General features: G+C 62.2%; 19 protein-coding genes. 15 read left to right on the top strand and 4 right to left on the bottom strand.

Annotated elements, in window-relative coordinates:
* Positions 1–28 precede the first annotated feature (28 nt).
* The 3 genes from FPT15_RS28400 (at position 29) to FPT15_RS28390 (ending at position 3,909) form a co-directional block, all read left to right on the top strand.
* A complete protein-coding gene (locus tag FPT15_RS28400; RefSeq protein WP_145166042.1) occupies positions 29–1,921 on the top strand; it encodes a pilus assembly protein TadG-related protein in 1,893 nt (630 codons plus the stop codon).
* Between the two features lie 130 nt (positions 1,922–2,051).
* A complete protein-coding gene (locus FPT15_RS28395) occupies positions 2,052–3,119 on the top strand; it encodes a phosphotransferase family protein (RefSeq protein WP_145166041.1) in 1,068 nt (355 codons plus the stop codon).
* A gap of 22 nt (positions 3,120–3,141) precedes the next feature.
* Positions 3,142–3,909 (top strand): SDR family oxidoreductase, encoded by a 768-nt coding sequence (locus FPT15_RS28390; protein ID WP_094952746.1) that lies wholly within the window; start codon positions 3,142–3,144, stop codon positions 3,907–3,909.
* On the opposite strand, the gene FPT15_RS28385 is transcribed toward FPT15_RS28390, so the two are convergent.
* Positions 3,910–4,353 carry a carboxymuconolactone decarboxylase family protein gene (locus FPT15_RS28385; protein WP_145166040.1) on the bottom strand — a complete coding sequence of 148 codons (444 nt, stop codon included), beginning with the start codon at positions 4,351–4,353 and terminating at the stop codon, positions 3,910–3,912.
* Positions 4,354–4,506: 153 nt separating this feature from the next.
* On the opposite strand from FPT15_RS28385, the gene FPT15_RS28380 reads away from it, so the two are divergent.
* Positions 4,507–5,940: a PLP-dependent aminotransferase family protein gene (locus FPT15_RS28380; protein ID WP_145166039.1), complete on the top strand. Its 1,434-nt coding sequence runs from the start codon at positions 4,507–4,509 to the stop codon at positions 5,938–5,940.
* A gap of 84 nt (positions 5,941–6,024) precedes the next feature.
* Entirely contained in the window at positions 6,025–6,426 is a 402-nt protein-coding gene (locus FPT15_RS28375) for a cupin domain-containing protein (RefSeq protein WP_145166038.1), read from the top strand.
* 138 nt (positions 6,427–6,564) lie between these two features.
* Here the strand turns inward: FPT15_RS28375 and FPT15_RS28370 are convergent, their stop codons facing one another.
* Positions 6,565–7,194, bottom strand: a complete 630-nt coding sequence (locus FPT15_RS28370) for a DNA-3-methyladenine glycosylase I (RefSeq protein ID WP_145166037.1) — start codon at positions 7,192–7,194, stop codon at positions 6,565–6,567.
* Positions 7,195–7,410: 216 nt separating this feature from the next.
* Between FPT15_RS28370 and FPT15_RS28365 the strand changes: the two genes are divergently transcribed.
* The 3 genes from FPT15_RS28365 to FPT15_RS28355 all read left to right on the top strand — a co-directional run bounded on the left by FPT15_RS28365 (position 7,411) and on the right by FPT15_RS28355 (position 10,287).
* Entirely contained in the window at positions 7,411–8,736 is a 1,326-nt protein-coding gene (locus FPT15_RS28365; protein ID WP_178119765.1) for a C4-dicarboxylate transporter DctA, read from the top strand.
* A gap of 145 nt (positions 8,737–8,881) precedes the next feature.
* The gene (locus FPT15_RS28360) at positions 8,882–9,583 is read left to right on the top strand and encodes a FadR/GntR family transcriptional regulator (RefSeq protein WP_145166035.1); all 702 of its coding nucleotides are present in this window, start codon (positions 8,882–8,884) and stop codon (positions 9,581–9,583) included.
* A 17-nt stretch (positions 9,584–9,600) separates the two neighbouring features.
* Positions 9,601–10,287: a GntR family transcriptional regulator gene (locus FPT15_RS28355; RefSeq protein ID WP_145166034.1), complete on the top strand. Its 687-nt coding sequence runs from the start codon at positions 9,601–9,603 to the stop codon at positions 10,285–10,287.
* A gap of 30 nt (positions 10,288–10,317) precedes the next feature.
* On the opposite strand, the gene FPT15_RS28350 is transcribed toward FPT15_RS28355, so the two are convergent.
* Together FPT15_RS28350 and FPT15_RS28345 are read right to left on the bottom strand one after the other, a co-directional pair.
* Entirely contained in the window at positions 10,318–10,896 is a 579-nt protein-coding gene (locus tag FPT15_RS28350; RefSeq protein ID WP_145166033.1) for a TIGR00730 family Rossman fold protein, read from the bottom strand.
* Positions 10,897–11,197: 301 nt separating this feature from the next.
* A complete protein-coding gene (locus tag FPT15_RS28345) occupies positions 11,198–16,066 on the bottom strand; it encodes an NAD-glutamate dehydrogenase (RefSeq protein ID WP_145166032.1) in 4,869 nt (1,622 codons plus the stop codon).
* 479 nt (positions 16,067–16,545) lie between these two features.
* Here FPT15_RS28345 and FPT15_RS28340 point away from each other — a divergent pair, with 479 nt between their 5' ends.
* The 7 genes from FPT15_RS28340 to FPT15_RS28310 all read left to right on the top strand — a co-directional run bounded on the left by FPT15_RS28340 (position 16,546) and on the right by FPT15_RS28310 (position 24,000).
* Positions 16,546–16,899, top strand: a complete 354-nt coding sequence (locus FPT15_RS28340) for a hypothetical protein (protein WP_145166031.1) — start codon at positions 16,546–16,548, stop codon at positions 16,897–16,899.
* Positions 16,900–17,157: 258 nt separating this feature from the next.
* Positions 17,158–18,117, top strand: a complete 960-nt coding sequence (locus FPT15_RS28335; RefSeq protein ID WP_034106117.1) for a MoxR family ATPase — start codon at positions 17,158–17,160, stop codon at positions 18,115–18,117.
* Between the two features lie 5 nt (positions 18,118–18,122).
* Positions 18,123–19,055: a DUF58 domain-containing protein gene (locus FPT15_RS28330; protein ID WP_094952755.1), complete on the top strand. Its 933-nt coding sequence runs from the start codon at positions 18,123–18,125 to the stop codon at positions 19,053–19,055.
* Positions 19,052–19,546 (top strand): DUF4381 domain-containing protein, encoded by a 495-nt coding sequence (locus FPT15_RS28325; RefSeq protein ID WP_145166030.1) that lies wholly within the window; start codon positions 19,052–19,054, stop codon positions 19,544–19,546. Before FPT15_RS28330 ends, FPT15_RS28325 begins: the two co-directional genes overlap by 4 nt.
* A complete protein-coding gene (locus tag FPT15_RS28320; protein ID WP_145166029.1) occupies positions 19,539–20,627 on the top strand; it encodes a VWA domain-containing protein in 1,089 nt (362 codons plus the stop codon). Before FPT15_RS28325 ends, FPT15_RS28320 begins: the two co-directional genes overlap by 8 nt.
* On the top strand, positions 20,624–22,363 hold the full coding sequence (locus tag FPT15_RS28315; RefSeq protein ID WP_145166028.1) for a tetratricopeptide repeat protein: 1,740 nt from the start codon (positions 20,624–20,626) through the stop codon (positions 22,361–22,363). Before FPT15_RS28320 ends, FPT15_RS28315 begins: the two co-directional genes overlap by 4 nt.
* Positions 22,360–24,000, top strand: a complete 1,641-nt coding sequence (locus tag FPT15_RS28310) for a BatD family protein (protein ID WP_145166027.1) — start codon at positions 22,360–22,362, stop codon at positions 23,998–24,000. The genes FPT15_RS28315 and FPT15_RS28310 overlap by 4 nt, the downstream gene beginning before the upstream one ends.
* Positions 24,001–24,151 lie beyond the last annotated feature (151 nt).

The following is a 24,151-nucleotide window of genomic DNA, read 5'->3' as shown; positions in this document are numbered from 1 at the left end:
CGGTGCATGACCGGCGAAGGAACGCAGAATGTTTGGCCATGGACTCGGCCCGGCCCGCCAGCGCGGCGCCATCGGTTTGATCGGCGCGGTGACCCTTGGGATTGCGCTGTTGTTTCTATTGCTGGTGGTCGACAGCGGCCGTTTGTACCTGGAGAAGCGCAAGTTACAGCGGGTGGTCGACACAGCGGCGCTCGAAGCGGTCAGCCGCAGCGGCACGTGTGCGGCGCCCACTAACAATGCGGCCCAGTTTGCGACTCAAAGCGCAGCGCGCAACCACTTCACTGTCGACGACAATCGCACGCTGGCCGTTGCCTGCGGCACCCTGACCACCGGTGCCGACTTCATGCGCACCTTCAGCGCCGACCCAGCCAAAACCGACGCGATCCGGGTCATCGCCACCCACCGTGTGCACACCAGCCTCGCCCATGGCTTACTCACGCTGTTCTCGGCTCAACCCCTCAACATGATGACGCTCTTGAGCGCCACCGCGGTCGCCGCCGCGCCAACCCCAACGGTGGCGTCACTCACCGTGCGCAGCACCTTGTTGACCGTCGACAGCACCAAATCCTTGGCCCTCAACGCCTTGATCGGCGGTTTGCTGGGCGGCAAGTTGCAGCTCGACGCGGTGGGCTGGAACGGTTTGATCAACACCGATATCAGTTTGCTCAAGTACCTGGATGCCCTGGCGATCCGCTTGAACGTCAGCGCCGGCAATTACGATCAGTTGCTCAAGACCGACGCCACCGTCGGCCAACTGGTCCAGGCCGCCATCGACGTGCTCAAGCTCGGTGGCGATGCGGTCACGCTCGTCATCAACAACCTCGAAGCCATCAAGCTGATTGCGCCGGGCACGCAAATCCTGCACTTGGGCGACCTGATCAATATCCAGAACGGCACGGAAAAAAGTGCGCTGGATGTGAAACTGCAGCTGTTCAACCTGATCCAGGGCCTTGTGCAGTTGTCGAACAAGGCCAGCGCCGTTGCCGTGGAGCTGCCGGTGGATGTGCTGGGGCTGCTCGGCGTCACCGTCTCGACCAAAGTGATCGAGCCTGGGCAACTCTCAAGCATCGGCGACCCGAAGAACATCGCCACGCAGCCCATCTATGTGCGAACCGCGCAAGTGCGCACCTTGATTTCGGTCAAGCTGCCGATCGTCACGCTGGTCAATAACGCGCTGGGGGGCGTGGTGCAGGCGCTCAATGAAGTACTGAGCGGCTTGCTGGGGCTGCTTGACCCCAATTGTTGCCTGGTCACCAGCCTTGAGATCGGCGACACACTCGACATTGCCCTGGAGGCCGCCGGTGGCAGCGCCAAGGTTACGGATTACAGTTGCGACAGTGGCAAAAAATCATTGTCGGTGCTTGGCGAAACCTCGGCCCTGCACGCGATGATTGGGCAGGTTGACCCCAAAAACCTGTTTTCATCCACCCAAACGCTGCACGTCGACGAGTACCCGGTGGTGGATATCGGTACCAAGACCTGCAAGCGCGGCACCGGCGTCTGTGGCGACCGGCAAGCCTTCGCGGCAGGCGGGCTGGGCGTGCGCGTCGACAGCGATGTGGCCCGGACCGAACGCGCGCACACCTACACCAACCCGCCGGCGGTCAATCTGCCCCCGACGTATTATCAATTCGCCGCCTCGAACGTCGTCAGCAGCCTCAAGGAAACACTCACCGGCATCCAACTGATCAACCACCCGCCAAAAATCGCCAGCCTGTTGGGCGCTGTGCTGGGCCTGGTCACGGGCCTGCTCAATGGCTTGCTTTCATTGCTTGGGGGCGTGATTGGCGGGGTACTCGGCCCGCTTCTCGATCCCATCGTCAACAACCTGCTCGCCGGCCTTGGCATTGACCTGGCAAAAGTCGAAATCGGTGCCAACCTGTCCTGCAACCCCGGTGGCCGGGCGATGCTGGTGATTTGAGCGCATCAGGCCCGCTGATCATCGTCCAACACGCTAACCTATTAAGCCGCCCCGACCTTGTCGCTGGACGGCGGTGCGCATTAGATTAGCCAATAGTCCAAGGCCTTTAGAATAAGCAGAAGGGATAAGCATGGCGCTTAACGACCAATCGACCCAGATTCGCCCAGGCGAAGAACTTGATGCCAGCCTCATCGATCCCTACCTCAAGGCGCATATTCCGGGCCTGCACGGCGCGGTCAAGATCAGCCAGTTCCCCGGTGGCGCGTCCAACCTGACTTACTTGCTCGAATACCCGGACCGGGAATTCGTGCTGCGCCGCCCGCCCTTTGGCCACAAGGCCAAGTCCGCCCATGACATGGGCCGCGAATACCGCATTCTCAACCAGTTGAAAGATGGCTTCCCGTACTGCCCCAAGGCCTATGTGCATTGCACCGATGAGTCGGTGATCGGGGCTGAGTTCTATGTGATGGAGCGCGTCAACGGCATCATCCTGCGCTCCGACCTGCCGGCCGAACTGGGCCTGGACGCCACCAAGACCGAGGCGCTGTGCAAAAGCTTTATCGACAAGTTCGTCGAACTGCACCAGGTGGATTACGCGGCCTGCGGCCTGGCTGACCTGGGCAAGCCTGAAGGGTATGTAGAGCGTCAGATTCGCGGCTGGAGTGATCGCTACGAGAAAGCCCTGACCCCAGATGCCCCGAGCTGGGAGAAAGTGCGCGCCTGGCTCAACGACAAGATGCCGGCCGACCATCCGACCTCCAGCATCGTGCACAACGACTACCGCTTCGACAACGTGATCCTCGACCCGCAAAACCCGATGCAGATCATTGGCGTGCTGGACTGGGAACTCACCACCCTGGGCGACCCGCTGATGGACTTGGGCAACACCCTCGCCTACTGGATCGAAGCCGCCGACCCGGCACCGGTGCAACTGATGCGTCGCCAGCCAAGCAACGCCCCCGGCATGCTGACCCGCCGTCAGTTCGTCGATTATTACGCCGAGCGCTCGGGCCTCCAGATCGACAATTTCGACTTCTACTACACCTATGGCCTGTTCCGCCTGGCCGGCATCGTGCAACAGATCTACTACCGTTTCTTCCACGGCCAGACCCAGGACAAACGCTTTGCGCAGTTCATCCACATGAACACGCTGCTGGAGCAAATGAGCCTGAACGTCATCGCCAAATCAGCCCTCTGACTGCAAGAACAAGGAACCCTTCATGTCCAAGACCCACCTGTTCGACCTCGACGGCAAGATTGCTTTTGTGTCCGGCGCCAGCCGCGGTATCGGTGAAGCCATCGCCAAGCTGCTGGCCCAGCAAGGCGCCCACGTGATCGTCTCCAGCCGCAAGCTGGAAGGCTGCCAGCACGTGGCGGATGCAATCATCGCCGACGGCGGCAAAGCCACGGCCGTGGCCTGCCACATTGGTGAAATGGAGCAGATCACCCAGGTGTTTGCCGGTATTCGTGAACAGTTCGGCCGCCTGGATATTCTGGTCAACAACGCCGCCACCAACCCGCAGTTCTGCAACGTGCTGGACACCGACCTCGGCGCCTTCCAGAAGACTGTGGACGTAAACATTCGCGGCTACTTCTTCATGTCGGTGGAAGCCGGCAAGCTGATGCGCGAGAACGGTGGCGGCAGCATCATCAACGTGGCGTCGATCAACGGCATTTCCCCTGGCGTGTTCCAGGGCATCTACTCGGTGACCAAGGCCGCTGTGATCAACATGACCAAGGTGTTCGCCAAGGAATGCGCAGCGTTCGGCATTCGTTGCAACGCCCTGCTGCCGGGCCTGACCGACACCAAGTTCGCCTCGGCGCTGGTGAAGAACGATTCGATCCTGAAAATGGCGCTGGCGCAGATCCCGCTCAAACGCGTGGCCGACCCGAGCGAAATGGCCGGCGCGGTGCTGTTTCTGGCCAGCGACGCCTCCAGCTACACCACCGGCGTGTCACTGAACGTGGACGGCGGTTTCCTCTCCTGATCATGCATTCGGCGGTTGCTGGCGAAAGCTCACCGCCAGGCGGTTCCAGCCACTGATGCTGGACACCGCCATGGTCAGGTCCACCAATTCCTGCTCGCTGAACTCGACGCGCACTGCCGTGTAGAGTTCATCCGAGACACTTGATGTCGGCAGCGTCGCCACCGACTCGCTCCAGGCCAACGCGGCCTTTTCCCGCGCGCTGAAAAACGGCGAATCACGCCATACGCACAGTGCAAACAGGCGTCGCTCACTCTCACCTCGCAGGCGCGCTGCCATCGAATGCATGTCGGTGCAAAACCCGCAGTGGTTGAGCTGCGAGACGCGGATCTTGATCAACTCCAGCAGCGGTTTTTCGATGGACAGTTCAAAGGTCGCCGCCTCCAGCATCAACATGCCTTTAAGCGCTTGCGGTGAGGCGGTGTAGTAATCCAGACGGCGTTCCATGGGCGGTTCTCGGGCGGGCAAGTCAGTGTGCGCTAGCCTAGAGCCCCCGTTCCATAAGCCCTATAGCCAATCGGGCGGTTTATGCGCAGACCATTTTGAGCGCGCTGCGCGAGCGAGTAGTCTTGGCCCAGAGTGAATGCCTTGGGATGAAACATGGAACTGCACGTGGTGATCAACGGCCGCAAAGACCTGGCCGAACAGCTGTACCGGCAGTTGCGTGAAGCCATTGCGTCCGGACGCCTGGCGGTCGGCGCGCAACTGCCGCCCAGCCGCTTGTTGGCCAAGCAAATCGGCGTGTCGCGCAAAACCGTGTCGGACACCTACGCCACCCTGACATACGAAGGCCTGCTGGTGGGCAAGACCGGCCGCGGCACTTTCGTCAACGCCCACACGGTGCAAACCGAGCGCGTGCAAACCGCCGCCGACCTGGCTTGTGCCGCCAACCTGGGCAAATGGGCGGCGCTGCCCTCGCCCATGCGCCATCCCACGCGCGACAGCACCCTGCGCTATGAATTTATCGGAGGCGCCACCACCCGTAATCAGTTCCCCCAGGATGAATGGCGGCGCTGTACCCAGGAAGCGCTTCGGCGTATCGCCCGAGACAGCGGCTTTTACAGTCAACCGGAAGGTTTGCCCGCGCTGCGCGAGGCCATCGCCGGGCACGTCGCGTTTTCACGCGGGGTGAAATGCCGCGCCGACGACATCGTGGTCACCAATGGCGCGCAGCAGGCGCTGGACCTGATCGCCCGCGTGGTGCTCGAACCGGGCACCACGGTCGCCATGGAAGACCCCGGCTACAGCCCGGCGCGCCAGCTGTTCATGGCCATGGGCGCGCACGTTGCCGGCGTGCCGGTCGACGCGCAAGGCATTCAGGTCGACCTGATTCCGGACGGCACACGGCTGATCTACGTGACCCCGTCCCACCAGTTCCCTTTGGGCATGCCCATGAGCCTGGCGCGCCGCGAAGCCTTGCTGGCGCGCGCGTTCGAGCTGGGCGCGATCATCATTGAAGACGACTACGACAGCGAATTTCGCTACGAAGGCCGCCCCACCGATTCCCTGCAAAGCATGGACAGCCGTGGCGTGGTCACGTACGTCGGGACCTTCTCGAAAACCCTGCTGCCGGAGTTGCGCCTGGGCTATGCGGTGCTGCCGCCGGCCATTTACGGCGCGGTGCTCAAGGCCAAGCAACTGACCGACCAGCACAGCTCTACCCTGCCGCAATGGGCACTGGCCAAGTTCATCAGCGAAGGCTACTTGCTCAAGCATATTCGCCGCTGCCACACGGTGTACGCCGGGCGCCGCGAACGCATCCTGCAGCGCCTGGCAGGTGACTTGGCGCCCTGGTTTGAAGCGGTGCCCAGCGTGGCGGGGTTTCACATGGCCGCGCTGTGCAAGGTGCCGGTGGATATCCCGTTGCTGATGGAACTGGCGCGGCGCGTGGAAGTGGGCGTGTACCCGGTGGATGTGTTCTTCCATGACGCCCCCGTGCGCCAAGGGTTGATCATCGGCTTCGGCGCCATCGAATTGCTCGACATCGACCCGGCGCTGGACCGGCTGCGCGATATTCTTCAGCAGATTGGCTAGCGGGTTTTCCCGCGCATTGGTCATTGGTCCGGTGCACTCGGCGGCGTAGGGTGAAGAGGTCTCGAACTTCTCGGAAACCTCATCATGAAACGACTGCTCGCTGCCACCCTGATGCTCGCCTCGCTCAGCGCCCTCGCCCACGAGCCGGTTTACAACCAGGAATCCATCAAGGTGCTGCAGGAACACGCTTTGATCAACGTGCCCGGCAAGAAAACCATCATGCTCACCGTCGATTACGCCCCTGGCCAGGCCACCGTGCCGCACAGCCACACCGGCACTGCCGTGGCGTATGTGCTGGAGGGTGAGATCACCTCGCGGGTCAACGATGAAAATGCGATTACCTACAAGGTCGGTGAGTCGTTCTATGAAGCGGCCGGCTCGCGACACTTTGAATCAAGCAACGCCAGCCAGACCCAGCCGGCCAAGCTGCTGGTGGTGGTGGTGCTGGATGACAAGGCTGAGGTGTTGACGCCGCTGCCGCAGTAACCAACCACACCACAAAACTGAATTGTGGGAGCTGGCTTGCCTGCGATAGCGGTACATCAGAAACAGATGTGTTGGCTGACTCACCGCCCTCGCAGGCAAGCCAGCTCTCACAGTTTGAAGGGTGTTGGATTCGAGGATTCAGGGGCGTTTGAATTGTCGGCGAAGGTCTTCGATCTGCGCTCGGCAAGCGCAGCCTTCCAGGTGATCATTGACCATGCCCATCGCCTGCATCAACGCATACATGGTGGTGGGGCCGACAAAGGTCCAGCCGCGTTTTTTCAAGGCTTTGGATAAGCGCACCGACGCCGGCGACGTTGGGTTGCCGGTCCAGTAAGCCATGTCTACCACGGCCGGGCGCTCCTCCTCGGCTGGCTCGAACGCCCATATCCAATGGGCCAACGAGCCGGTTTCATCCACCAGTTCGCACGCCCTGCGCGCGTTGTTGAGGGTGGAGACGATCTTGGCCCGATTGCGCACAATGCCGGGATCATTCATCAGGCGGTCGATATCCGCCTCGCCGTACTGCGCCACGCGGCGAAAATCAAAGCCCTCGAAAGCTGCCCGAAACTGCTCGCGCTTGCGCAGGATGGTGATCCACGCCATGCCGGCCTGAAAGCCTTCCAGGCAAATCTTCTCGTACAGTTGAATATCATCCGCCACCGGCACGCCCCACTCGTGGTCGTGATAGCGCGGGTATTCCGGCGCCGCCGTGCGCCAGGTGCAATGGGTCTGCCCTGTGGCGTCCGTGGTCAGTCCTGGTGCGTCCATCAATCACCTCGCGAATCAAGCCGCGATGATAAGCGAATTTTTTTCCAGCCCGCCAACCGCTCAAGCATCACGCTTGCCGACCAACTGGTCAGACCGGGAACTGTCAACCGCCGATTATTTACTTGTGATTTCAAAAAAACCCGGCGTAGACTGGCCGCGCACTGGACTTACCGGTAAGACCACAACAATTAAGCCTTGGAACCACCAGGGCAACGAATAGAGATCCCTCACATGCTCAGATGGTGCTCGCGTTCGATTTTCCTGCAAGTCGTGATTGGCCTGATGCTGGGCATTATCTGCGGCCTGGCCCTTCCCGAATTCTCCTCGCAACTCAAACCCCTGGGTGACGGCTTTATCAAGCTGATCAAAATGCTGATTGGCCTGATCGTATTCTGCGTGGTGGTCAGCGGTATTTCCGGTGCCGGCGACTTGAAGAAGGTCGGGCGCATCGGCCTCAAGTCAGTGATCTATTTTGAAGTGCTGACCACCGTCGCACTGGTGATCGGCCTGGTCATGGCGTTCAGTACCGGCATCGGCACCGGCGCCAATATTCACCTTGAGCAGCTGTCCTCCGCCGGCCTGAATGAGCTGGCCGACAAAGGCCAGCACATCCGCGGCACCAGCCAGTTCCTGATGGACCTGATCCCCAACTCGGTGATCGGCGCCTTCGCCGACAACAACGTGCTGCAAGTATTGCTGTTCTCGGTGCTGTTTGGCAGCGCGCTGAACCTGGTGGGCGAAGCCGCCTCGGGCATTTCGCGGTTGATCAACGAGCTGAGCCACGTGATCTTCCGCATCATGGGCATGATCGTGCGCCTGGCGCCGATCGGCGTGTTCGGCGCCATTGCGTTCACCACCAGCACGTATGGCCTGGATTCGCTGCAACACCTGGGCAGCCTGGTAGGGTTGTTCTACCTGACCTGCTTTGTCTTTGTCGCGGTGGTGCTTGGCCTGGTGATGCGTGTGTCCGGCCTGCGCATGTTGCCGCTGCTCAAGTACCTGCGCGAAGAACTGCTGATCGTGATGGGCACCGCCTCCTCCGATGCGGTACTGCCACAGATCATGCGCAAACTCGAGCACCTGGGTATTGGCAGCTCAACCGTAGGCCTGGTGATTCCGACGGGCTATTCGTTCAACCTCGACGGCTTCTCGATCTACCTGACCCTGGCCATCGTGTTTATCGCCAACGCCACCGGTACGCCGCTGTCGATGACCGACTTGCTGACCATCCTGCTGGTGTCGCTGATCACCTCCAAGGGCGCCCATGGGATTCCGGGCTCGGCACTGGTGATTCTGGCGGCGACCCTCACCGCTATCCCGGCGATCCCGGTGGTCGGGCTGGTGCTGGTGTTGGCGGTCGACTGGTTCATGGGCATTGGGCGTGCATTGACCAACCTGATCGGCAACTGCGTCGCCACGGTCGCCATTGCCCGCTGGGAAAAAGACATCGATATCCAACGCGCCAACAAGGTGCTCGACGGTCAGCAAGGCTATGCCTTCCAGGCCAAGAAGCCGGTGCTGCCGGCGCATCAGGAGTTCTAGCAACGCGATCCAACTGTGGGAGCTGGCTTGCCTGCGATAGCGGTGGGTCAGCCATAACGATGTTGACTGACAGTCAGTCATCGCAGGCAAGCCAGCTCCCACTTGGAATCGTGACCCTATTGGAAACATCCAAGGAGACGTAGACGTGATCAGCACCTCAACCGTCGTCAATTCAGTCGTAGAAAAACTGCGCGCCGCACTCAAGCGTGGCCAGTGGCGGCGTGGAGAAATGCTGCCCGGCCAGCGTGAACTGGCCGAACAGATGGGCATCAGCCGCCCGAGCCTGCGCGAAGCGGTCATCGTGCTGGAGACCCTTGGCCTGGTGCGCTCGATGCCCGGCAAGGGCGTGGTGGTATTGGAAACCAGCGTCAGCGAACCGCAGGCCAGCGACGCCGTGGCCGACGCCAGCCTCGAAGATATCCTGCAACTGCGCTACACCCTCGAGCCATTCATCGTCGGCCTGGTCGCCCAATCCATCAGTAGCAAGGAGGTCGGCCAACTGCGCCTGACCTTGATGGACATGCGCGAAGCCCTGGATGCCGGTGACGCCGAAGCCGGCATGAACGCCTACATCGGCTTTCACGAAGAACTGTTCGCGCTGACGTCCAACCCGATCTTCCAGAACGTGGTGCAGCAAACCAGCAACGCCCTCAAGCTGAGCGCGCAAGTCTTGCGCAATTCGCCGGAACATCTTGCCGAGCGTCTGCAAGAGAACGAAGCCGTGGTGCGCGCCATCCGCAACAAGAACAGTGCACTGGCCAGTGCCGAGATGCGTCGGCACATCCTCCAGGAAGGCCTGCGCATGGGCATTCGCTTGAACATCCCGGACGACCATCTGGGCAGCTGAATTTTTGGAGACCGGCCATGACCGCCCACGCGCTGCAACGCGATCCCATTCTCCCGGCCCTGCGCCTTGTGGCCGGTAAAAAGCCCTCGGTGGACGACATCTACCCGCGCTTGTTCGATGCCATCCTCGAACAACGCATCGCCCCCGCCAGCCGGTTCACCGAAGAAGGCCTGGGCGAAACCTTTGGTGTAAGCCGCAGCGTGATTCGACGCGTATTGGCCAAGCTGTCCCATCAGCAAGTGATCATCCTGCGTCCCAACCAGCGCGCCCAAGTGGCTGCGCCGGACGCCCAGCAGACGCGGCAGATTCTGGAAGCGCGGCGAATGACGGAAGTGACCGTGGTGCAGCTGGCCTGTGCCCAGGCCACGCCCGCGCACATTCGGCAGTTACGTGAGTTGATCGCCGGTGAACGTGACTGCATTGACCGCGACCAGCGCGCCACGGCGATTCGCCTGTCCGGAGAGTTCCACCTGCAATTGGCCGCGATGGCACACAACGCGCCCCTGGCGCAGTTCCTCAACAGCCTGGTGCCGTTGACCTCATTGATCATTGCCCAATACGAGGCACACGCCTGCACGTACTGCGCGTGGCAGGAACATGTGGCGATTGTGGATGCGCTGGAACAACGCGATGTGAACCGCGCGATCGGCCTGATGACCCAGCATCTGGATCATCTGGAGGCGAAATTGCTCACGCTCAACTGACGCTCGCCACCGCGTCGGTTGCCTGTGGCATCAGGTGTCTTCTCGCGTGATCCACTTGGGCACGTTGGGCGCCTGATAACTCAACACGGCAGCCAGCAAACGCTCGACGTTCGGTTCCACGATCAGCATGTTGCGGTGCACGGGTTTTAGAAACGCCTCACTGACAACCGAGTCGAGAAACGTGGCCAGGCCGTCGTAAAAGCCGTTGATGTTCAGCAGAGCGCAAGGTTTTGCGTGCTGGCCGAGTTGCGCCCAGGTCCACACCTCAAACAACTCTTCAAACGTACCGAGGCCGCCGGGCAACGCGATAAAGCCGTCGGAAAGCTCGGCCATCAGCGCTTTGCGCTCGTGCATGGAGCTGACGATCCGCAAGTCTTTGAGGCCGGTGTGCGCCAGTTCTTTTTCGGCCAGAAATTCTGGCATTACCCCGATCACTTCACCGCCATGGGCCAGCGCGGCGTCAGCCACCGCCCCCATCAAGCCGACCGAGGCGCCACCGTAAACCAGGCCGATACCCGCCTTGGCCAGCGCCTCACCCAATTGAGCCGCCATTTGCGCATACACCGGCAATCGGCCCGCGCTTGAACCCGAGAAAATACAAAGTCGCATACACCCTCGCTTGATCTGATTGTGTTGAGCACAGCCCCCATTTAACCATGCCAGGTCCAATGCGCAGAATTAGCCTTACCGGCCACCTTTAAGCATTACTTCGTAGATCGATCGTACTAAGATCCAATTGTGGGAGCTGGCTTGCCTGCGATCGCGGTGGGTCGGTTCGCACAGCTTTCACTCAAAGACCGCCATCGCAGGCAAGCCAGCTCCCACACGTGGCCAAGGGTGTCTGGTCAATCGTGGCGAAACAAAAAGCCCCCGCATCTCACGATACGGGGGCTTTTGTTTTACCGCAGGATCAAGCCGGTTGCAGCACCGACTGACCGCTCAACGCCAGGTCCAGCAGTTCACGGTTGGCGACTGCATACATGGCGTAGTCCGTGCCGACCGCAGCACGAATTTCCACCATCATGGCGCGCCAGCGATCAGCCATGTCCTGATGCTGCTCAAGCCACAGGGCCACGCGGGCTTCCATGTCGTGTGGCGCGTCGGCCATTTGCAGAACAGAGATGGTGATCGCGCGCTGCTGCCAGTCCACGTCATCGCGGAAGGCTTCGCGGGCCGCGGCCTGCCAGTTGTTGGCCACCGGCAGATCGCTGATCTGCTGCAAGTACCATGGCAAGTCCAGGGCGCTGCCGACGGCGAAGTAGGCCTTGGCCACTTCGGCGGCGTCATGCCCGGTCACGTCGGCGGCTTCGATGATTGGCAGCAGGGTGTACAGGTGAGTCGTGCCTGCAACCATGCGCGCCAACAACTCTGGCACACCCGCTTCGGTGTAGGCCTGGTAGCGGTTCTGCCAGCCTTCGCGGGTCGGGCCTTCCAGCAGTTCGTCGAGCTTGAGGCCCAGCGCTGCCAGGTGCGGACCGAAGTGCGCGGTGTCACGGCCAGCGTCCTGCTCGTTGCGACGGCTGCGCAGGAACCAGCGCGTGGCACGGCGACCCAGGCGCATCAGCTCGTCCATCAGCTCCAGTTGCACGTCAGCGGAAACCTGGTGGTCCAGGGCTTCGATCTGACGGAACCAGTGCGGGAGATGGAAAATGTCACGCACGATCACGTAGGCACCGGCCACGTTCGCCGGGCTCATGCCGGTCGACTCTTTGAGTCGCTGCACGAAGGTGATGCCCATGTGGTTGACCAGGTCGTTGGCGATCTGGGTGCTGACGATCTCGCGCTTGAGGCGGTGGCGACGCATGGCTTCGCCGAACTTGGCGACCAGGCTCGGTGGGAACGCGGTCTCCATGTCACGGGTCAGGTAGTCGTCATCCGGTACCAGCGACTTGAGCAGGGCTTCCTTGAGGTCGATCTTGCTGTAGGAGATCAACACCGACAGCTCCGGACGGGTCAGGCCCTTGCCGCTGGAGGCGCGCTCGGTGAGCTGCTCCTCGGTCGGCAGGTACTCGATGGCGCGGTCCAGCTTGCCACGGCCTTCCAGGTCGCTCATCAGACGCTTGTACTCGGCAGCACGCTCGTAGGCACGGCGCGCAGCCAGGGACAGGGCCTGGGTCTGCTTGTAGTTGTTGCCCAACACCAGGTTGCCGACTTCGTCGGTCATGCTCGCCAGCAGCTGGTTGCGCTGCTTGTCGGTCATGTCACCGGCCTGCACCACTTCGTTGAGCAGGATCTTGATGTTCACTTCGTGGTCGGAGCAGTCCACGCCACCGGCGTTGTCGATGAAGTCGGTGTTGGAACCGCCGCCATTGAGGCCGAATTCCACACGGCCCAGTTGGGTCATGCCCAGGTTACCGCCCTCGCCCACCACCTTGCAGCGCAGCTCGTTGCCGTTGACACGCAACGCGTCGTTGGCCTTGTCGCCCACGTCGGCGTGGCTTTCGGTGCTGGCCTTGACGTAAGTGCCGATGCCGCCGTTCCACAGCAGGTCTACTGGCGCCTTGAGCAAGGCGTTCAGCAGCTCGGTCGGGGTCAGCTTGTCGGCCTGGATGTCGAAGCGCTCTTTCATCTGTGGCGAGATGGCAATGCTTTTCGCGCTGCGCGAGAAGATACCGCCGCCTTCGGACATGATGCTGGTGTCGTAGTCGGTCCAGGCAGAACGCGGCAGCTCGAACAAACGCTTGCGTTCGACGAAGCTGGTCGCCGGGTTCGGGTTTGGATCGATGAAGATGTGCAGGTGGTTGAAGGCCGCGACCAGTTGCAGCGTGTCGGACATCAGCAAGCCGTTACCGAACACGTCACCGGCCATGTCGCCGACGCCGACCACCGTGATGCTGTCTTCCTGCACGTTGATGCCGCGCTCACGGAAGTGACGCTGCACACCCACCCACGCGCCCTTGGCGGTGATGCCCATTTTCTTGTGGTCGTAACCGGCCGAACCACCGGAAGCGAACGCGTCGCCCAGCCAGAAGCCGTAGTCGATGGCGATGCCGTTGGCGATGTCGGAGAAGGTTGCAGTGCCTTTGTCCGCTGCCACGACCAGGTACGGGTCATCGTCGTCATGACGCACGACGTTGGCCGGCGGCACCAGGGCGCCGTCTTTGAGGTTGTCGGTGATGTCCAACAGGCCCGAGATGAAGATGCGGTAGCAGGCGATGCCCTCGGCCGCGATCTCGTCGCGGGTGCCGCCCAATGGCAGGCGACGCGGCAGGAAGCCGCCCTTCGCGCCCACGGGCACGATCACCGAGTTTTTCACTTGCTGGGCTTTTACCAGGCCGAGCACTTCGGTACGGAAGTCTTCTTCACGGTCGGACCAGCGCAGGCCGCCACGCGCCACGTTGCCAAAGCGCAGGTGCACGCCTTCAACACGCGGCGAGTAGACGAAGATTTCAAACTTCGGCACCGGCTTGGGCAGCTCAGGAATCGCGCGCGGGTCGAACTTGAAGCTGAAGTACGACTTGTTGTGGCCGTTGGCGTCGGTCTGGTAGAAGTTGGTCCGCAGGGTGGCCTTGATCAGGTCCAGGTAGCGACGCAGGATGCGGTCTTCGTTGAGCACCTGAACGTCGTCCAGGGCGGTGAGGATCGCTTGTTCCAGGCGTTGCTGCTTGTCTTCCAGGTCATCGGCGGTGAGCTTGCGCGCCAGGTAGAAGCGCGTCTTGAACAACCGGGTCAACTCGCGGGCGATGTCGGTGTGGTTGTTCAGGGTGCTGGCGATGTAACCCAGGTCAAAGCCCAGGCGGATCTGCTTCAAGTAACGCGCATAGGCACGCAGCAGCGCGACGTCGCGCCATGGCAGGCCGGCAGTGAGTACCAGGCGGTTGAACGCATCGTTTTCGGCATCGCCATGCACGATGTGCACAAACGCGTCCTGCAAGGTGTCGTTGAGCTGCTGGATATCGAGGTTCACGCCTTCGGCGGCGATGAAGGCGAAATCGTGAATCCAGAACTCGCGGCCATTGGCATGGCGCAGGCGGTACGGGAATTCACCCAGCACGCGCAGGCCGAGGTTTTCCAGGATCGGCAACACGTCGGACAGTGCCAGCGGCGTATCCGCGTGGTAGAGCTTGCAATGCAGCTCGCGCTGGCCGGAAACCTGGCCCAGCGGCTGGTAGAAGCTCATTACCAGCGGGTTGGCTTCGGTCAGGCTGTTCAGGTGTTGCATGTCGACCACGGCCGAATGCGCGGCAAAACGCTCGCGGTAGCCGGCCGGGAAGCCTTTCGGGAAATCCGCCAGCACGTTGGTGCCCTGGGCTTCGCCGAAGCTTTCGACCACGAGGCTCGAGTAGTCGTCCTGCCAGCTGCGGCAGGCCTGCACCACTTCTTTTTCCAGTTGCAGCGGGTCGATGTCCAGGCGGTTCTTGGGGTCAACCCGCAGAATCAGCTGGACACGGGCCAGCACCGATTCAGAGAAGAAGGTCCAGAATTCGCAGTCCGAGGCTTTCAGGCGATCCATCAGCACTTGCTGGATCTTCTGGCGCACTTCGGTGGAATAAATGTCGCGCGGCACGTAGGCCAGGCAGTAGCAGAAACGACCGTACGGGTCTTTGCGCAGGAACACGCGGATCTTGTTGCGTTCCTGGATCTGCACGATCGACATCACGGTGCTGAACAGCTCGTCGACCGGGGTCTGGAACAGGTCGTCACGCGGCAGCACTTCAACCACTTGAGCAAGCTCTTTGCCCAGGTGAGCCTTGGGTTGGAAACCTGAACGGCGTTCGATTTCCGCGACCTTGCGGCGGATGTACGGAATCACTCGCACGCTTTCGCCGTACACCGAGGAGGTGTAGAGGCCCATGAAGCGGTGTTCCTTGATGACCTTGCCGTCAGCGTCGATCTCGCGGATCGACACGTAGTCAGGGTAAGCCGGGCGATGCACGCGGCTTGGGTGCGCGGCCTTGGCGAACGACAGCACGGTCGGCTCACGCAGGTAAGCCACGGCGTAGTCTTCGATGCGCAGGTCTTCGGCGGTGAGGCCGGCGCGCAGCAGCTTGGTCAGACCGAGGAAGGAGTTGGCGTCATATTCGATATGCCCGCCGTCCGCCTCGTCACGTACCACGAACTCTTCATAGCCCAGGAAGGTGAAGTGGTTGCCCACCAGCCATTCGAGGAAGTTCTTGATCTCGGCTTTTTCTTCGCCGTCGATGCTGAACTGGCTGGCGTCGATACCGGCCAGCAGGTCCTGGACCTTGGCTTTCATCGGTTCGAAATCAGCCACGGCCACGCGCACTTCGCCCAGCACCTGCTCAAGCTCTTTGCTCAGCACGTTCAGTTCGGCGGCATTGGCGCAGCGGTCGATTTCCAGGTACATCAGCGATTCTTGCTGAATGCCTTCGCCCTGGGTGCCTTTAGGCAGGATTTCCAGCAACTCGCCCTTGTTGCCACGGCGCACGCTGAGCACGGTGGTTTGCAGGGTGTGGATGCTGTAGCCACGACGGTTCAGCTCGGTACGCACCGAGTCGACCAGGAAGGGCAAGTCATGGTGCAGCACTTCGACCGCGGTGTGCGTCGATTGCCAGCCATGACGTTCGTAATCGGGGTTGTAGACCCGCACCTGCGGTTGGGTGTGATCAAAGCGCTCAAGCAGGCGCCAGGCAGACAAGGTGCAACCGGCCAGGTCGGAAAGGCGACGTTGGGTCAGTTCGTCCAGGGAAATGATGCCGAAAAATTGTTCAGCAAACAGCGCCACTTGTGGCAGTGCCTGTTCACTGATGTGCTGCGCCAGTGCCGCTTGCAGTTGATGCTGGAAGTCGGCCTTGCTGGCTGCGGTGAAGAACGCCATCTGTGGTACTCCGCTTGGGCTTGTTATTGATGGAAGCGTCGCGTGTTATCCCCTTGCGGGGAGACCGTCAGCTCTGTTCGCGGTCTACAGTAACGAATTCAGAGTGACAGGTGGGTGAAGCTGGACAAGACAATGAGGTCACATACAACTTCCATAAGATGTACACCGTGCAGGGCGACGGTACGACGGGCAGTCAGACTCCCGGCACAGGGCACATCCGTTGCGCAGCTTAACGAGTGTAGGAAGACAGCTGCTTGCGACGCTGCGACATATTCGGTCATCGGTACGCAGGCTTGGGGTTGCGACTTGAGCAACCCGGATTTTTCCGAGGAAAAACCGCCTGTTTTCAAGCTCGCGAGTACCGAAAGTGACTGGTATTGCCAGTCAGGTCATGCACTGCGTCTGACACACGATGCAGCACAAAATTCGCCGCAATGGCACAATTGGCGCGCTGCGCCCTCCCACAGACAGGATTTCCCATGCTGCAACTGAACACTGACGCACTGATGGCCACCCCGTGCGACGACGAAGAAGACAACATGGCCATGCTCTGCTGCCACGGCAAAAACGGCGAGATGTTCATGCTCACCCGTTATCCGGATGAAGAGGAAGTCGAACTGACCTGGGATTACGAGCCGTCGACCCTGGATGGCCTGAAAGTCACCTTGAGCGACACGACGTTGCTGATTGAACTGGCCGCCGGCGATGCCGATGCGCTGGGGGGCAAGGACCAGCTGGAAATTCTCCACAGCACCGCTGTGTCGGATTTGGCTGAGGTTGAGGAAACCTTGCAGAACATTCTTAAGGGCACTGGTACGTTCACCCGAATCTAAGCTGCACCAACGATCAAATGTGGGAGGTGGCTCGCCCCCGATAGCAGTCGCTCAGTCGCAGATGTGAAAACTGATCCACCGCTATCGGGGGCAAGCCCCCTCCCACATTGACCCTGTTCCCATACAAATTTCCTACAAGATTTGCCAAAAATACCCGTCACGCCGTTAGTCGCCACCCCCCTCGATGCATTAAAGTAAGCGCCCCAGGCCCGGCGCTTTTTATCAACGCCCGGTCAATCTCTCCAGGAACCGTCATCGATGGAACATCGTGAAGCGCTGCTCGCGCTGCGAACTTTTCTTTCTACGCAGATTCTCGGCCAGGAAAAACTCATTGATCGCCTGCTGATCGCCCTGCTGGCCGACGGCCACATGCTGGTCGAAGGCGCACCGGGCCTGGCCAAGACCAAGGCCATCAAAGAGTTGGCTGAAGGCATCGAAGCGCAGTTCCATCGTATCCAGTTCACCCCCGACCTGCTGCCCGCCGACATCACGGGCACCGAGATCTATCGCCCGGAAACCGGCAGTTTCGTGTTCCAGCAGGGGCCGATTTTCCACAACCTGGTGCTGGCCGACGAAATCAACCGCGCGCCGGCCAAGGTGCAGTCGGCATTGCTCGAAGCCATGGCCGAGCGCCAGGTCAGCGTGGGCCGCAGCACGTACGACCTGTCGCCGCTGTTTCTGGTAATGGCCACGCAAAACCCCATCGAGCAGGAAGGCACCTACCCGCTGCCCGAAGCCCAGCTCGACCGTTTCCTGATGCACGTCAAGATCGGCTTCCCGGACGCTGCCGTCGAACGGCGCATCCTGCAACAAGCCCGCGGCGAAGCCCTCAACGGTGAAACCAAACCCGAGCGCCGCGTCAGCCAGCAGGCGATCTTCGCGGCGCGCAAGGAAATCCTCGGCCTGTACATGGCCGACGCGGTGGAGGAATACCTGGTGCAGTTGGTCATGGCCACCCGCACCCCGGCCAAGTTCGACGCGGAGATGGCCGAGTGGATCGCCTACGGCGCCAGCCCGCGTGGCTCCATCGCCCTGGACCGCTGCGCGCGAGCCCACGCCTGGCTGGCCGGGCGCGACTTTGTGAGCCCGGAAGACATCCAGGCGGTGCTGTTCGACGTGCTGCGCCATCGCATCATCCTGTCGTTCGAAGCGGAAGCGGCCGGCATCGACCAGGACCGTGTGGTGCAACGCATTCTCGACGTCGTTGCCGTCGCTTGAACCCCATGAATGCAAGCGATGGCATCCGCGTCACACTCAGCGAATTGATTGAGATGCGCCACCGCGTGCGCGAAGTGCAGCTGTTTTCCACGCCGAGCCAGCGCAGCCCGCTGATCGGCCTGCACCATTCCAAACTGCGTGGGCGTGGCGTCGACTTCGACCAGGTGCGCGTGTACCAGGCCGGCGACGACGTGCGCACCATCGACTGGCGCGTCACGGCGCGCACCCAGGAGCCGCACACCAAACTGTTCCACGAAGAGCGCGAACGCCCGATTTTCATCATGGTTGAGCAAAGTTGCCGGCTGTTTTTCGGCTCTGGCCAGATGTTCAAGTCGGTGCTCGCCGCGCAAGCCGCCAGCCTGATTGGCTGGGCAGCACTGGGGCATAACGACCGCGTCGGCGGGCTGGTGTTTGGCGACAACGAACACTACGAAATCAAACCCCGGCGCAGCAAACAAAGCCTGCTGCAACTGCTCAACCGCCTGGTGCGCGTCAACCAGAGCCTGAACACCGAGAGCCGCCCCGAAGCCGACGCGCTGGGCATGGCGCTGCGCCGTGGCCGCGAAGTGCTGCGCCCAGGCAGCCTGGTGATTGTGATCTGCGACGAGCGCGCGCTGACCGAAGGCGCAGAGCAACAACTCAGCCTGCTGTCTCGGCACTGCGACCTGCTGCTGTTGCCGATTTCAGACCCGCTGGACCACGCCCTGCCCGCCGCCGGGCTCTTACGTTTTGCCGAGCGAGGCGCACAACTGGAACTCGACACGCTGAACTTCGATTTGCGCCAGGCCTACAAAGCCCAGGCCGAAGCCCGCATCGCGCGTTGGGAGCTGCTGGCGCAAAAGCTGCGAATTTTGCTGATGCCGTTGAGCACGCAAAGCGAAATGGTCGAGCAACTGCGCGAATACCTCAACCCGCAACGCCCGGTTAAAAAGCAATGAGCAGCCTCGACCAACTGCAACCCTTGATCGCCCCGCCGGCGATCGGTTTCTGGCCGCCTGCGCCGGGGTGGTGGCTGTTGCTGCTGGTGATTCCACTGCTCGGCTGGGGGCTGTGGTCGCTGCGCCGTTTGCTGCCCAAGCGCCGCCCGGTGGCCCGCGCCGAACAACCGCTGGACCCACTGCGCATCGCCGCCCTCGCTGAGCTGGCGTTGATGCCCAAACCCTACGACGGCGCGCCCGCCGGTGCCTGGCTGCAGCAACTCAACGGCCTGCTCAAGCGCCTGTGCCGCAACGATTACCCCTACAGCCAGAGCCACACCCTCAATGGCCGCAAATGGCTGGCGTTCCTCGACAACCGCTGCCCGGCTGCCGGCCTCACGCGCTGGATGGTGCTGGTGGAAGGCGCTTACAAACCCGAATGCAAACTCGACGACAAGGCCATCGCCGGCCTGACCCAAGCCGTCGACACCTGGATTCGCAAACATGTTTGAGTTCGCCTGGCCGTGGATCTTCGCCCTGTTGCCATTGCCCTGGTTGATGCGACTGGTCTTGCCGGTGGCCGACAGCGGTGAGCCGGCATTAAAGGTCAGCTACCTCGCCGACCTCGAAGGCCTGGCCCGCCGCCGCGCACGCGTCAACCTGCCCGGCTGGCGCCAACAGGCGCCGTTTGTGGTGATGTGGTTGCTGCTGTTGACCGCCGCCGCGCGCCCGGAATGGCTCGGCGAGCCGCTGCCGATTGCCGCCAGCGGCCGCGACCTGCTGGTGGCGGTGGACGTGTCCGGCTCGATGGACTTCCCCGACATGCACTGGCAGGACGAGGACGTCAGCCGCTTGAGGCTGGTGCAACACTTGCTCGGCGACTTCCTTGAAAGCCGTGAAGGCGACCGCGTCGGCCTGATTCTGTTTGGCAGCCAGGCCTACCTGCAAGCGCCGCTGACCTTTGACCGGCGTACCGTGCGCGCCTGGCTCGACGAAGCGCGCATCGGCATCGCCGGCAAGAACACCGCCATCGGCGACGCGATCGGTCTGGCCCTGAAACGCCTGCGCCAGCGCCCGGCGCAAAGCCGCGTGCTGATTCTGGTCACCGACGGCGCCAATAACGCCGGGCAGATCGACCCGCTGACCGCCGCGCGCCTGGCCGCTGAAGAAGGCGTGAAGATTTACCCGATCGGCATCGGCGCCGATCCGGCGCAAACCGGTTCCCTGGGCATTCTGGGCGTCAACCCGAGCCTGGACCTCGACGAACCCGCGTTGAAGGCCATCGCCGACGCCACCGGTGGCCGCTATTTCCGCGCCCGCGACGGCGACGAGTTGCTCAAGATCAAGCAAACCCTCGACCAGCTTGAGCCGGTTGCCCAGCAACCGACCCAGGCGCGCCCGGCCCTGGCGCTGTACAGCGCGCCGTTGGCCCTTGCGTTGGTTCTGAGCCTGTTGCTGGTGATCCAGGAACGCTGGCCCAACAACGCGCTGCAACGCGCCTTGCACAAACTCTCGACCAAGGGCAATTTCCTGCAACAGCACCCAGAATGGCGCCAGCGTCTCAAACGCCTGCGTTTGCGGAGGCGTCGATGATCGACCTCTGGCCGCACTGGTTCCGCCCTTGGTGTGTAGTGCTGTTGCCGTTGCTCGGCTGGCTGCTATGGCAGCTGTGGCATCGGCAAAAGCGCGCCGGGCGCTGGCAGATCATCTTGCCGCCGGCGTTTCATGCGGTGCTGCTCAGTGGCGGCAATGGCCGCGAGAGCAAATCGCCGTGGGTGGTGCTGGGCATCGCCTGGCTGCTGGCCGTGTTGGCGTTGCTCGGCCCCAGCTGGCAACGGGTTGAACAGTCCAGCCAGAAACCCGCCGACCCGCTGGTGGTGCTGCTGGAATTGACCCCGGAAATGCTCGCCACCGACAGCCCGCCCAATCGCCTCGAACAAGCTCGACGCAAGCTGTATGACTTGCTGCAGGCACGCGCCGATGCACCGACTGCCATCGTCGTGTATGCCGGCAGCGCCCACACGCTGGTGCCGCTGTCGGATGACTTGGCCACCAGCCGCAACCTGCTCGAAGCCCTGCGCCCCTCGATCATGCCCGAGCCCGGCCATCGCGCCGACCTCGCCGTGGAGAAGGCCCTGGGCTTGCTCAAGCAAGGCGGTCTGGGCCAAGGGCGCCTGTTGTTGGTGGGCTCATCGCTGTCCAAGCAGGAGCGCCAAGGCATTCGGCTGCAACTGCAAGGGGCCCAGGCGCCGAGCTTGTCGATCCTCGGCATCGGCAGCCGTGAAGGCACGCCGGTGACCCAGGAAAGCGGCGAGTTCCTCAAGGACGACCAGGGCGCGATTCTGGTGCCGCGCCTCGACAGCCCGACCCTCAAGGCGTTTGCCAGCGAAATGGGCGGCCGCTACCGCGCCGCGCGCCTGGACGACAAGGACCTGCGCCAACTCAACTTGCTCGATGGCCCGCAGAACCTGCGCAACGACGGCCAACTGCTGCACCTCGATGCCTGGGCCGACCAGGGTTATTGGCTGCTGCTGCCACTGTTGCTGCTCGCGGCCTGCGCCGGGCGCCGCGGCTGGCTGTTCTGCCTGCCGTTGCTGTTAATGGGTGCGCCGCAGCCCAGCTATGCCTTCGATTTCCAGGACCTGTGGCTGCGTCCCGACCAACAGGGCCAGTACCTGCTGAAGAAAAAACGCCCGGCCGAAGCAGCCGAACACTTCGAAAACCCGCAATGGCAGGGCGTTGCCTTGTACGAGGCGGGAAATTACGCCGAGGCGATCAAGCGTTTTGCGCTGAGCAATGACGCCTATTCCCACTACAACCGCGGCAATGCCCTGGCCAAGTCCGGCGAACTGGAAGCCGCGATTGATGCCTACGAACAGGCGCTGGAAGCCCAACCCGACCTGCAACCGGCGTTGAAAAACAAAGCGCTGGTCGAAACCCTGATTCAGGAAAAGGCCCAGCCCGAGCCCGCCAAGCCGGCAAAAAAGGAAGATGACGAAACCACCCAACCCGGCCAAACTGCGCAACCGGGCACTAGCGGGCAAAGTGCCACGGGTGGCGAACAATCGCCCCAAGGTCAGGGCGAGGCCGGCACCGGCGATACCCAGACCGGCGGCACGCCCAAAGCTGGCGGCAACGACGTACCGGGCAGCGAACTGGGTGATGAACACACCACCACCCCGCCGCTGCGCCCCGCCGATGCCAACATCGACGGTGAGCATCGCCAAGCCCTGGAGCAATGGCTGCGGGAGATCCCGGACAACCCCGGCGAACTGCTGCGGCGCAAATTCTGGTACGAACAGCAACAACATCAGGACAAGACTCGATGAGCCGCCGCACCACCCTTCTGCTCCTGCTCGCGTTAACGGCAGGCCACGCCCAGGCGGCAAACCTGGTCGCCAGCGTCGACCGCAGCCGCCTCAATTCCGGGGAAACGGTGGAGCTGACGGTCGAGTCCAGCGACGTTACCCAATTCGGCAAGCCGGACCTGGCGCCGCTGGATGCGCAGTTTGAAGTCAGCGGCACCCGCCAGATCAACCAACTGACCACCCTGGGCGGCGACAATCACGCCACCACGCGCTGGATCATCACCCTGCTGCCCAAGGAAAACGGCACCGTGGTAATTCCGCCGCTGCAAGTGGGCGAACTCAAGACCCAGCCGATCAGCCTGCAGGTGGTCGAAACCGCGAGCCAGAACACCAGCGCCGAACTGGCTCCGGTGTTCATCGAGGCCAACCTCGACCAGAGCAGCGTGTACGTCCAGGCCCAGGCGCTGCTGACCGTGCGCGTGTACCACTCGGTGTCGCTGTATGACGACAGCAGCCTCACGCCGTTGCAGATTCCCGATGCGCGCATCGAGCAATTGGGCGAGTCGCGCACCTATGAAAAAGTCATCAACAGCATTCGCCATGGCGTGATCGAAACCCGCTATGCGATCTACCCGCAACACAGCGGCGCCTTGGTGATTCCAGGGCAGACCTTCAGCGCCACGCTGGTGGAATCGCGCCCGCCGCAGGAAAACACGCTGCAGGGCACCAAGCCGGGCAAGCTGATTCACGTCAGCTCAGCCGAAATTGCGCTGACGGTCAAACCCAAGCCGACGCTGTACCCGGCCGACGCGCCGTGGATACCGGCCCGCAGCCTCAGCCTGACGCAAGCCTGGAACCCAGAGCCTGAGCACGTGCAAGTCGGCGACTCGCTGACCCGCAGCCTCACGGTCAAGGCCGAAGGGTTGTCCAGCGCGCAACTGCCGGCCCTGCCCAGCACCGACATCAATGGCCTGCGCCGCTACCCCGACCAGCCGGTGCTGGGCAATCAGAACAACGACCACGGCCTGACCGCCAGCCGCGAAGACCGCGAAGCCCTGGTGCCGACCCGCGCCGGCGCCATCGAACTGCCTGCCGTCGAGGTGGTGTGGTGGAACACCCACGAAGACCACCTCGAACGCACCAGCCTGCCTGCCCGCACGCTGCAGGTGGCGACCAACCCGAGCCTGGTGGTCGACACGCCCGCCACGCCGACCGTGATCACCGCACCAGACGATGACCGCCTGTGGCTGTGGCAGCTCAGCACGTTGATCTTTGCCTGCACCACGCTGCTGGGCTTCGGCCTGTGGTGGCGTGCGCGTCGGCAACCGGCCGTGCAACGGGCCGCTCAGACTGGTCCGAGCCCGCGTTCACTGCTCGACGACCTCAAGCGCGCTACCCAGGCCAACGACCCGCAGGCCACGCGTCAGGCGCTGGATGCCTGGGCACGGCAACAGCCGGAGACCTTGGCCGACATGGCGGCGCGGTTTGTGCCGTTGTCGGATGCGCTGGACGGGTTGAATGGTGCGCTCTACAGCGAAAGTGGTCATTTCTGGTTGGGTGAAGACCTTTGGCGTGCGGTCAAGGCCATCCCGGTCGCCGAGCGAGAGCAAGACCCGGCGACGGATACCACCAGCTTGCCGCCGTTGTATCCCAAGTAGGCCCTGGGTGTGCGGTGTATTTACCCATGCTGTTTGGACCGTGGTTGGCGCGGGGTCGCTGGGTGTATATCCGTTATTTGGGTGATGGCGGGTATTGGTTCCGCTCTTACAGCGGGTCACTTTTGAAAAGAGCCCAAAAGTAACCAAAAGG

Origin of the sequence: Pseudomonas sp. RGB, assembly GCF_007713445.1 — a bacterium.
Taxonomy (GTDB): domain Bacteria; phylum Pseudomonadota; class Gammaproteobacteria; order Pseudomonadales; family Pseudomonadaceae; genus Aquipseudomonas.
Note: the sequence above shows the minus strand (reverse complement) of the source record. Positions and strands in the feature narration are given on the sequence as shown.

What these genes read in the sequence shown, in the direction of transcription:
- FPT15_RS28400 (WP_145166042.1), top strand. Translation starts at nt 29, where the DNA reads ATGTTTGGCCATGGACTCGGCCCGGCCCGCCAGCGCGGCGCCATCGGT.
- FPT15_RS28395 (WP_145166041.1), top strand. Translation starts at nt 2,052, where the DNA reads ATGGCGCTTAACGACCAATCGACCCAGATTCGCCCAGGCGAAGAACTT.
- FPT15_RS28390 (WP_094952746.1), top strand. Translation starts at nt 3,142, where the DNA reads ATGTCCAAGACCCACCTGTTCGACCTCGACGGCAAGATTGCTTTTGTG.
- FPT15_RS28385 (WP_145166040.1), bottom strand. Translation starts at nt 4,353, where the DNA reads ATGGAACGCCGTCTGGATTACTACACCGCCTCACCGCAAGCGCTTAAA.
- FPT15_RS28380 (WP_145166039.1), top strand. Translation starts at nt 4,507, where the DNA reads ATGGAACTGCACGTGGTGATCAACGGCCGCAAAGACCTGGCCGAACAG.
- FPT15_RS28375 (WP_145166038.1), top strand. Translation starts at nt 6,025, where the DNA reads ATGAAACGACTGCTCGCTGCCACCCTGATGCTCGCCTCGCTCAGCGCC.
- FPT15_RS28370 (WP_145166037.1), bottom strand. Translation starts at nt 7,194, where the DNA reads ATGGACGCACCAGGACTGACCACGGACGCCACAGGGCAGACCCATTGC.
- FPT15_RS28355 (WP_145166034.1), top strand. Translation starts at nt 9,601, where the DNA reads ATGACCGCCCACGCGCTGCAACGCGATCCCATTCTCCCGGCCCTGCGC.
- FPT15_RS28350 (WP_145166033.1), bottom strand. Translation starts at nt 10,896, where the DNA reads ATGCGACTTTGTATTTTCTCGGGTTCAAGCGCGGGCCGATTGCCGGTG.
- FPT15_RS28345 (WP_145166032.1), bottom strand. Translation starts at nt 16,066, where the DNA reads ATGGCGTTCTTCACCGCAGCCAGCAAGGCCGACTTCCAGCATCAACTG.
- FPT15_RS28340 (WP_145166031.1), top strand. Translation starts at nt 16,546, where the DNA reads ATGCTGCAACTGAACACTGACGCACTGATGGCCACCCCGTGCGACGAC.
- FPT15_RS28335 (WP_034106117.1), top strand. Translation starts at nt 17,158, where the DNA reads ATGGAACATCGTGAAGCGCTGCTCGCGCTGCGAACTTTTCTTTCTACG.
- FPT15_RS28330 (WP_094952755.1), top strand. Translation starts at nt 18,123, where the DNA reads ATGAATGCAAGCGATGGCATCCGCGTCACACTCAGCGAATTGATTGAG.
- FPT15_RS28325 (WP_145166030.1), top strand. Translation starts at nt 19,052, where the DNA reads ATGAGCAGCCTCGACCAACTGCAACCCTTGATCGCCCCGCCGGCGATC.
- FPT15_RS28320 (WP_145166029.1), top strand. Translation starts at nt 19,539, where the DNA reads ATGTTTGAGTTCGCCTGGCCGTGGATCTTCGCCCTGTTGCCATTGCCC.
- FPT15_RS28315 (WP_145166028.1), top strand. Translation starts at nt 20,624, where the DNA reads ATGATCGACCTCTGGCCGCACTGGTTCCGCCCTTGGTGTGTAGTGCTG.
- FPT15_RS28310 (WP_145166027.1), top strand. Translation starts at nt 22,360, where the DNA reads ATGAGCCGCCGCACCACCCTTCTGCTCCTGCTCGCGTTAACGGCAGGC.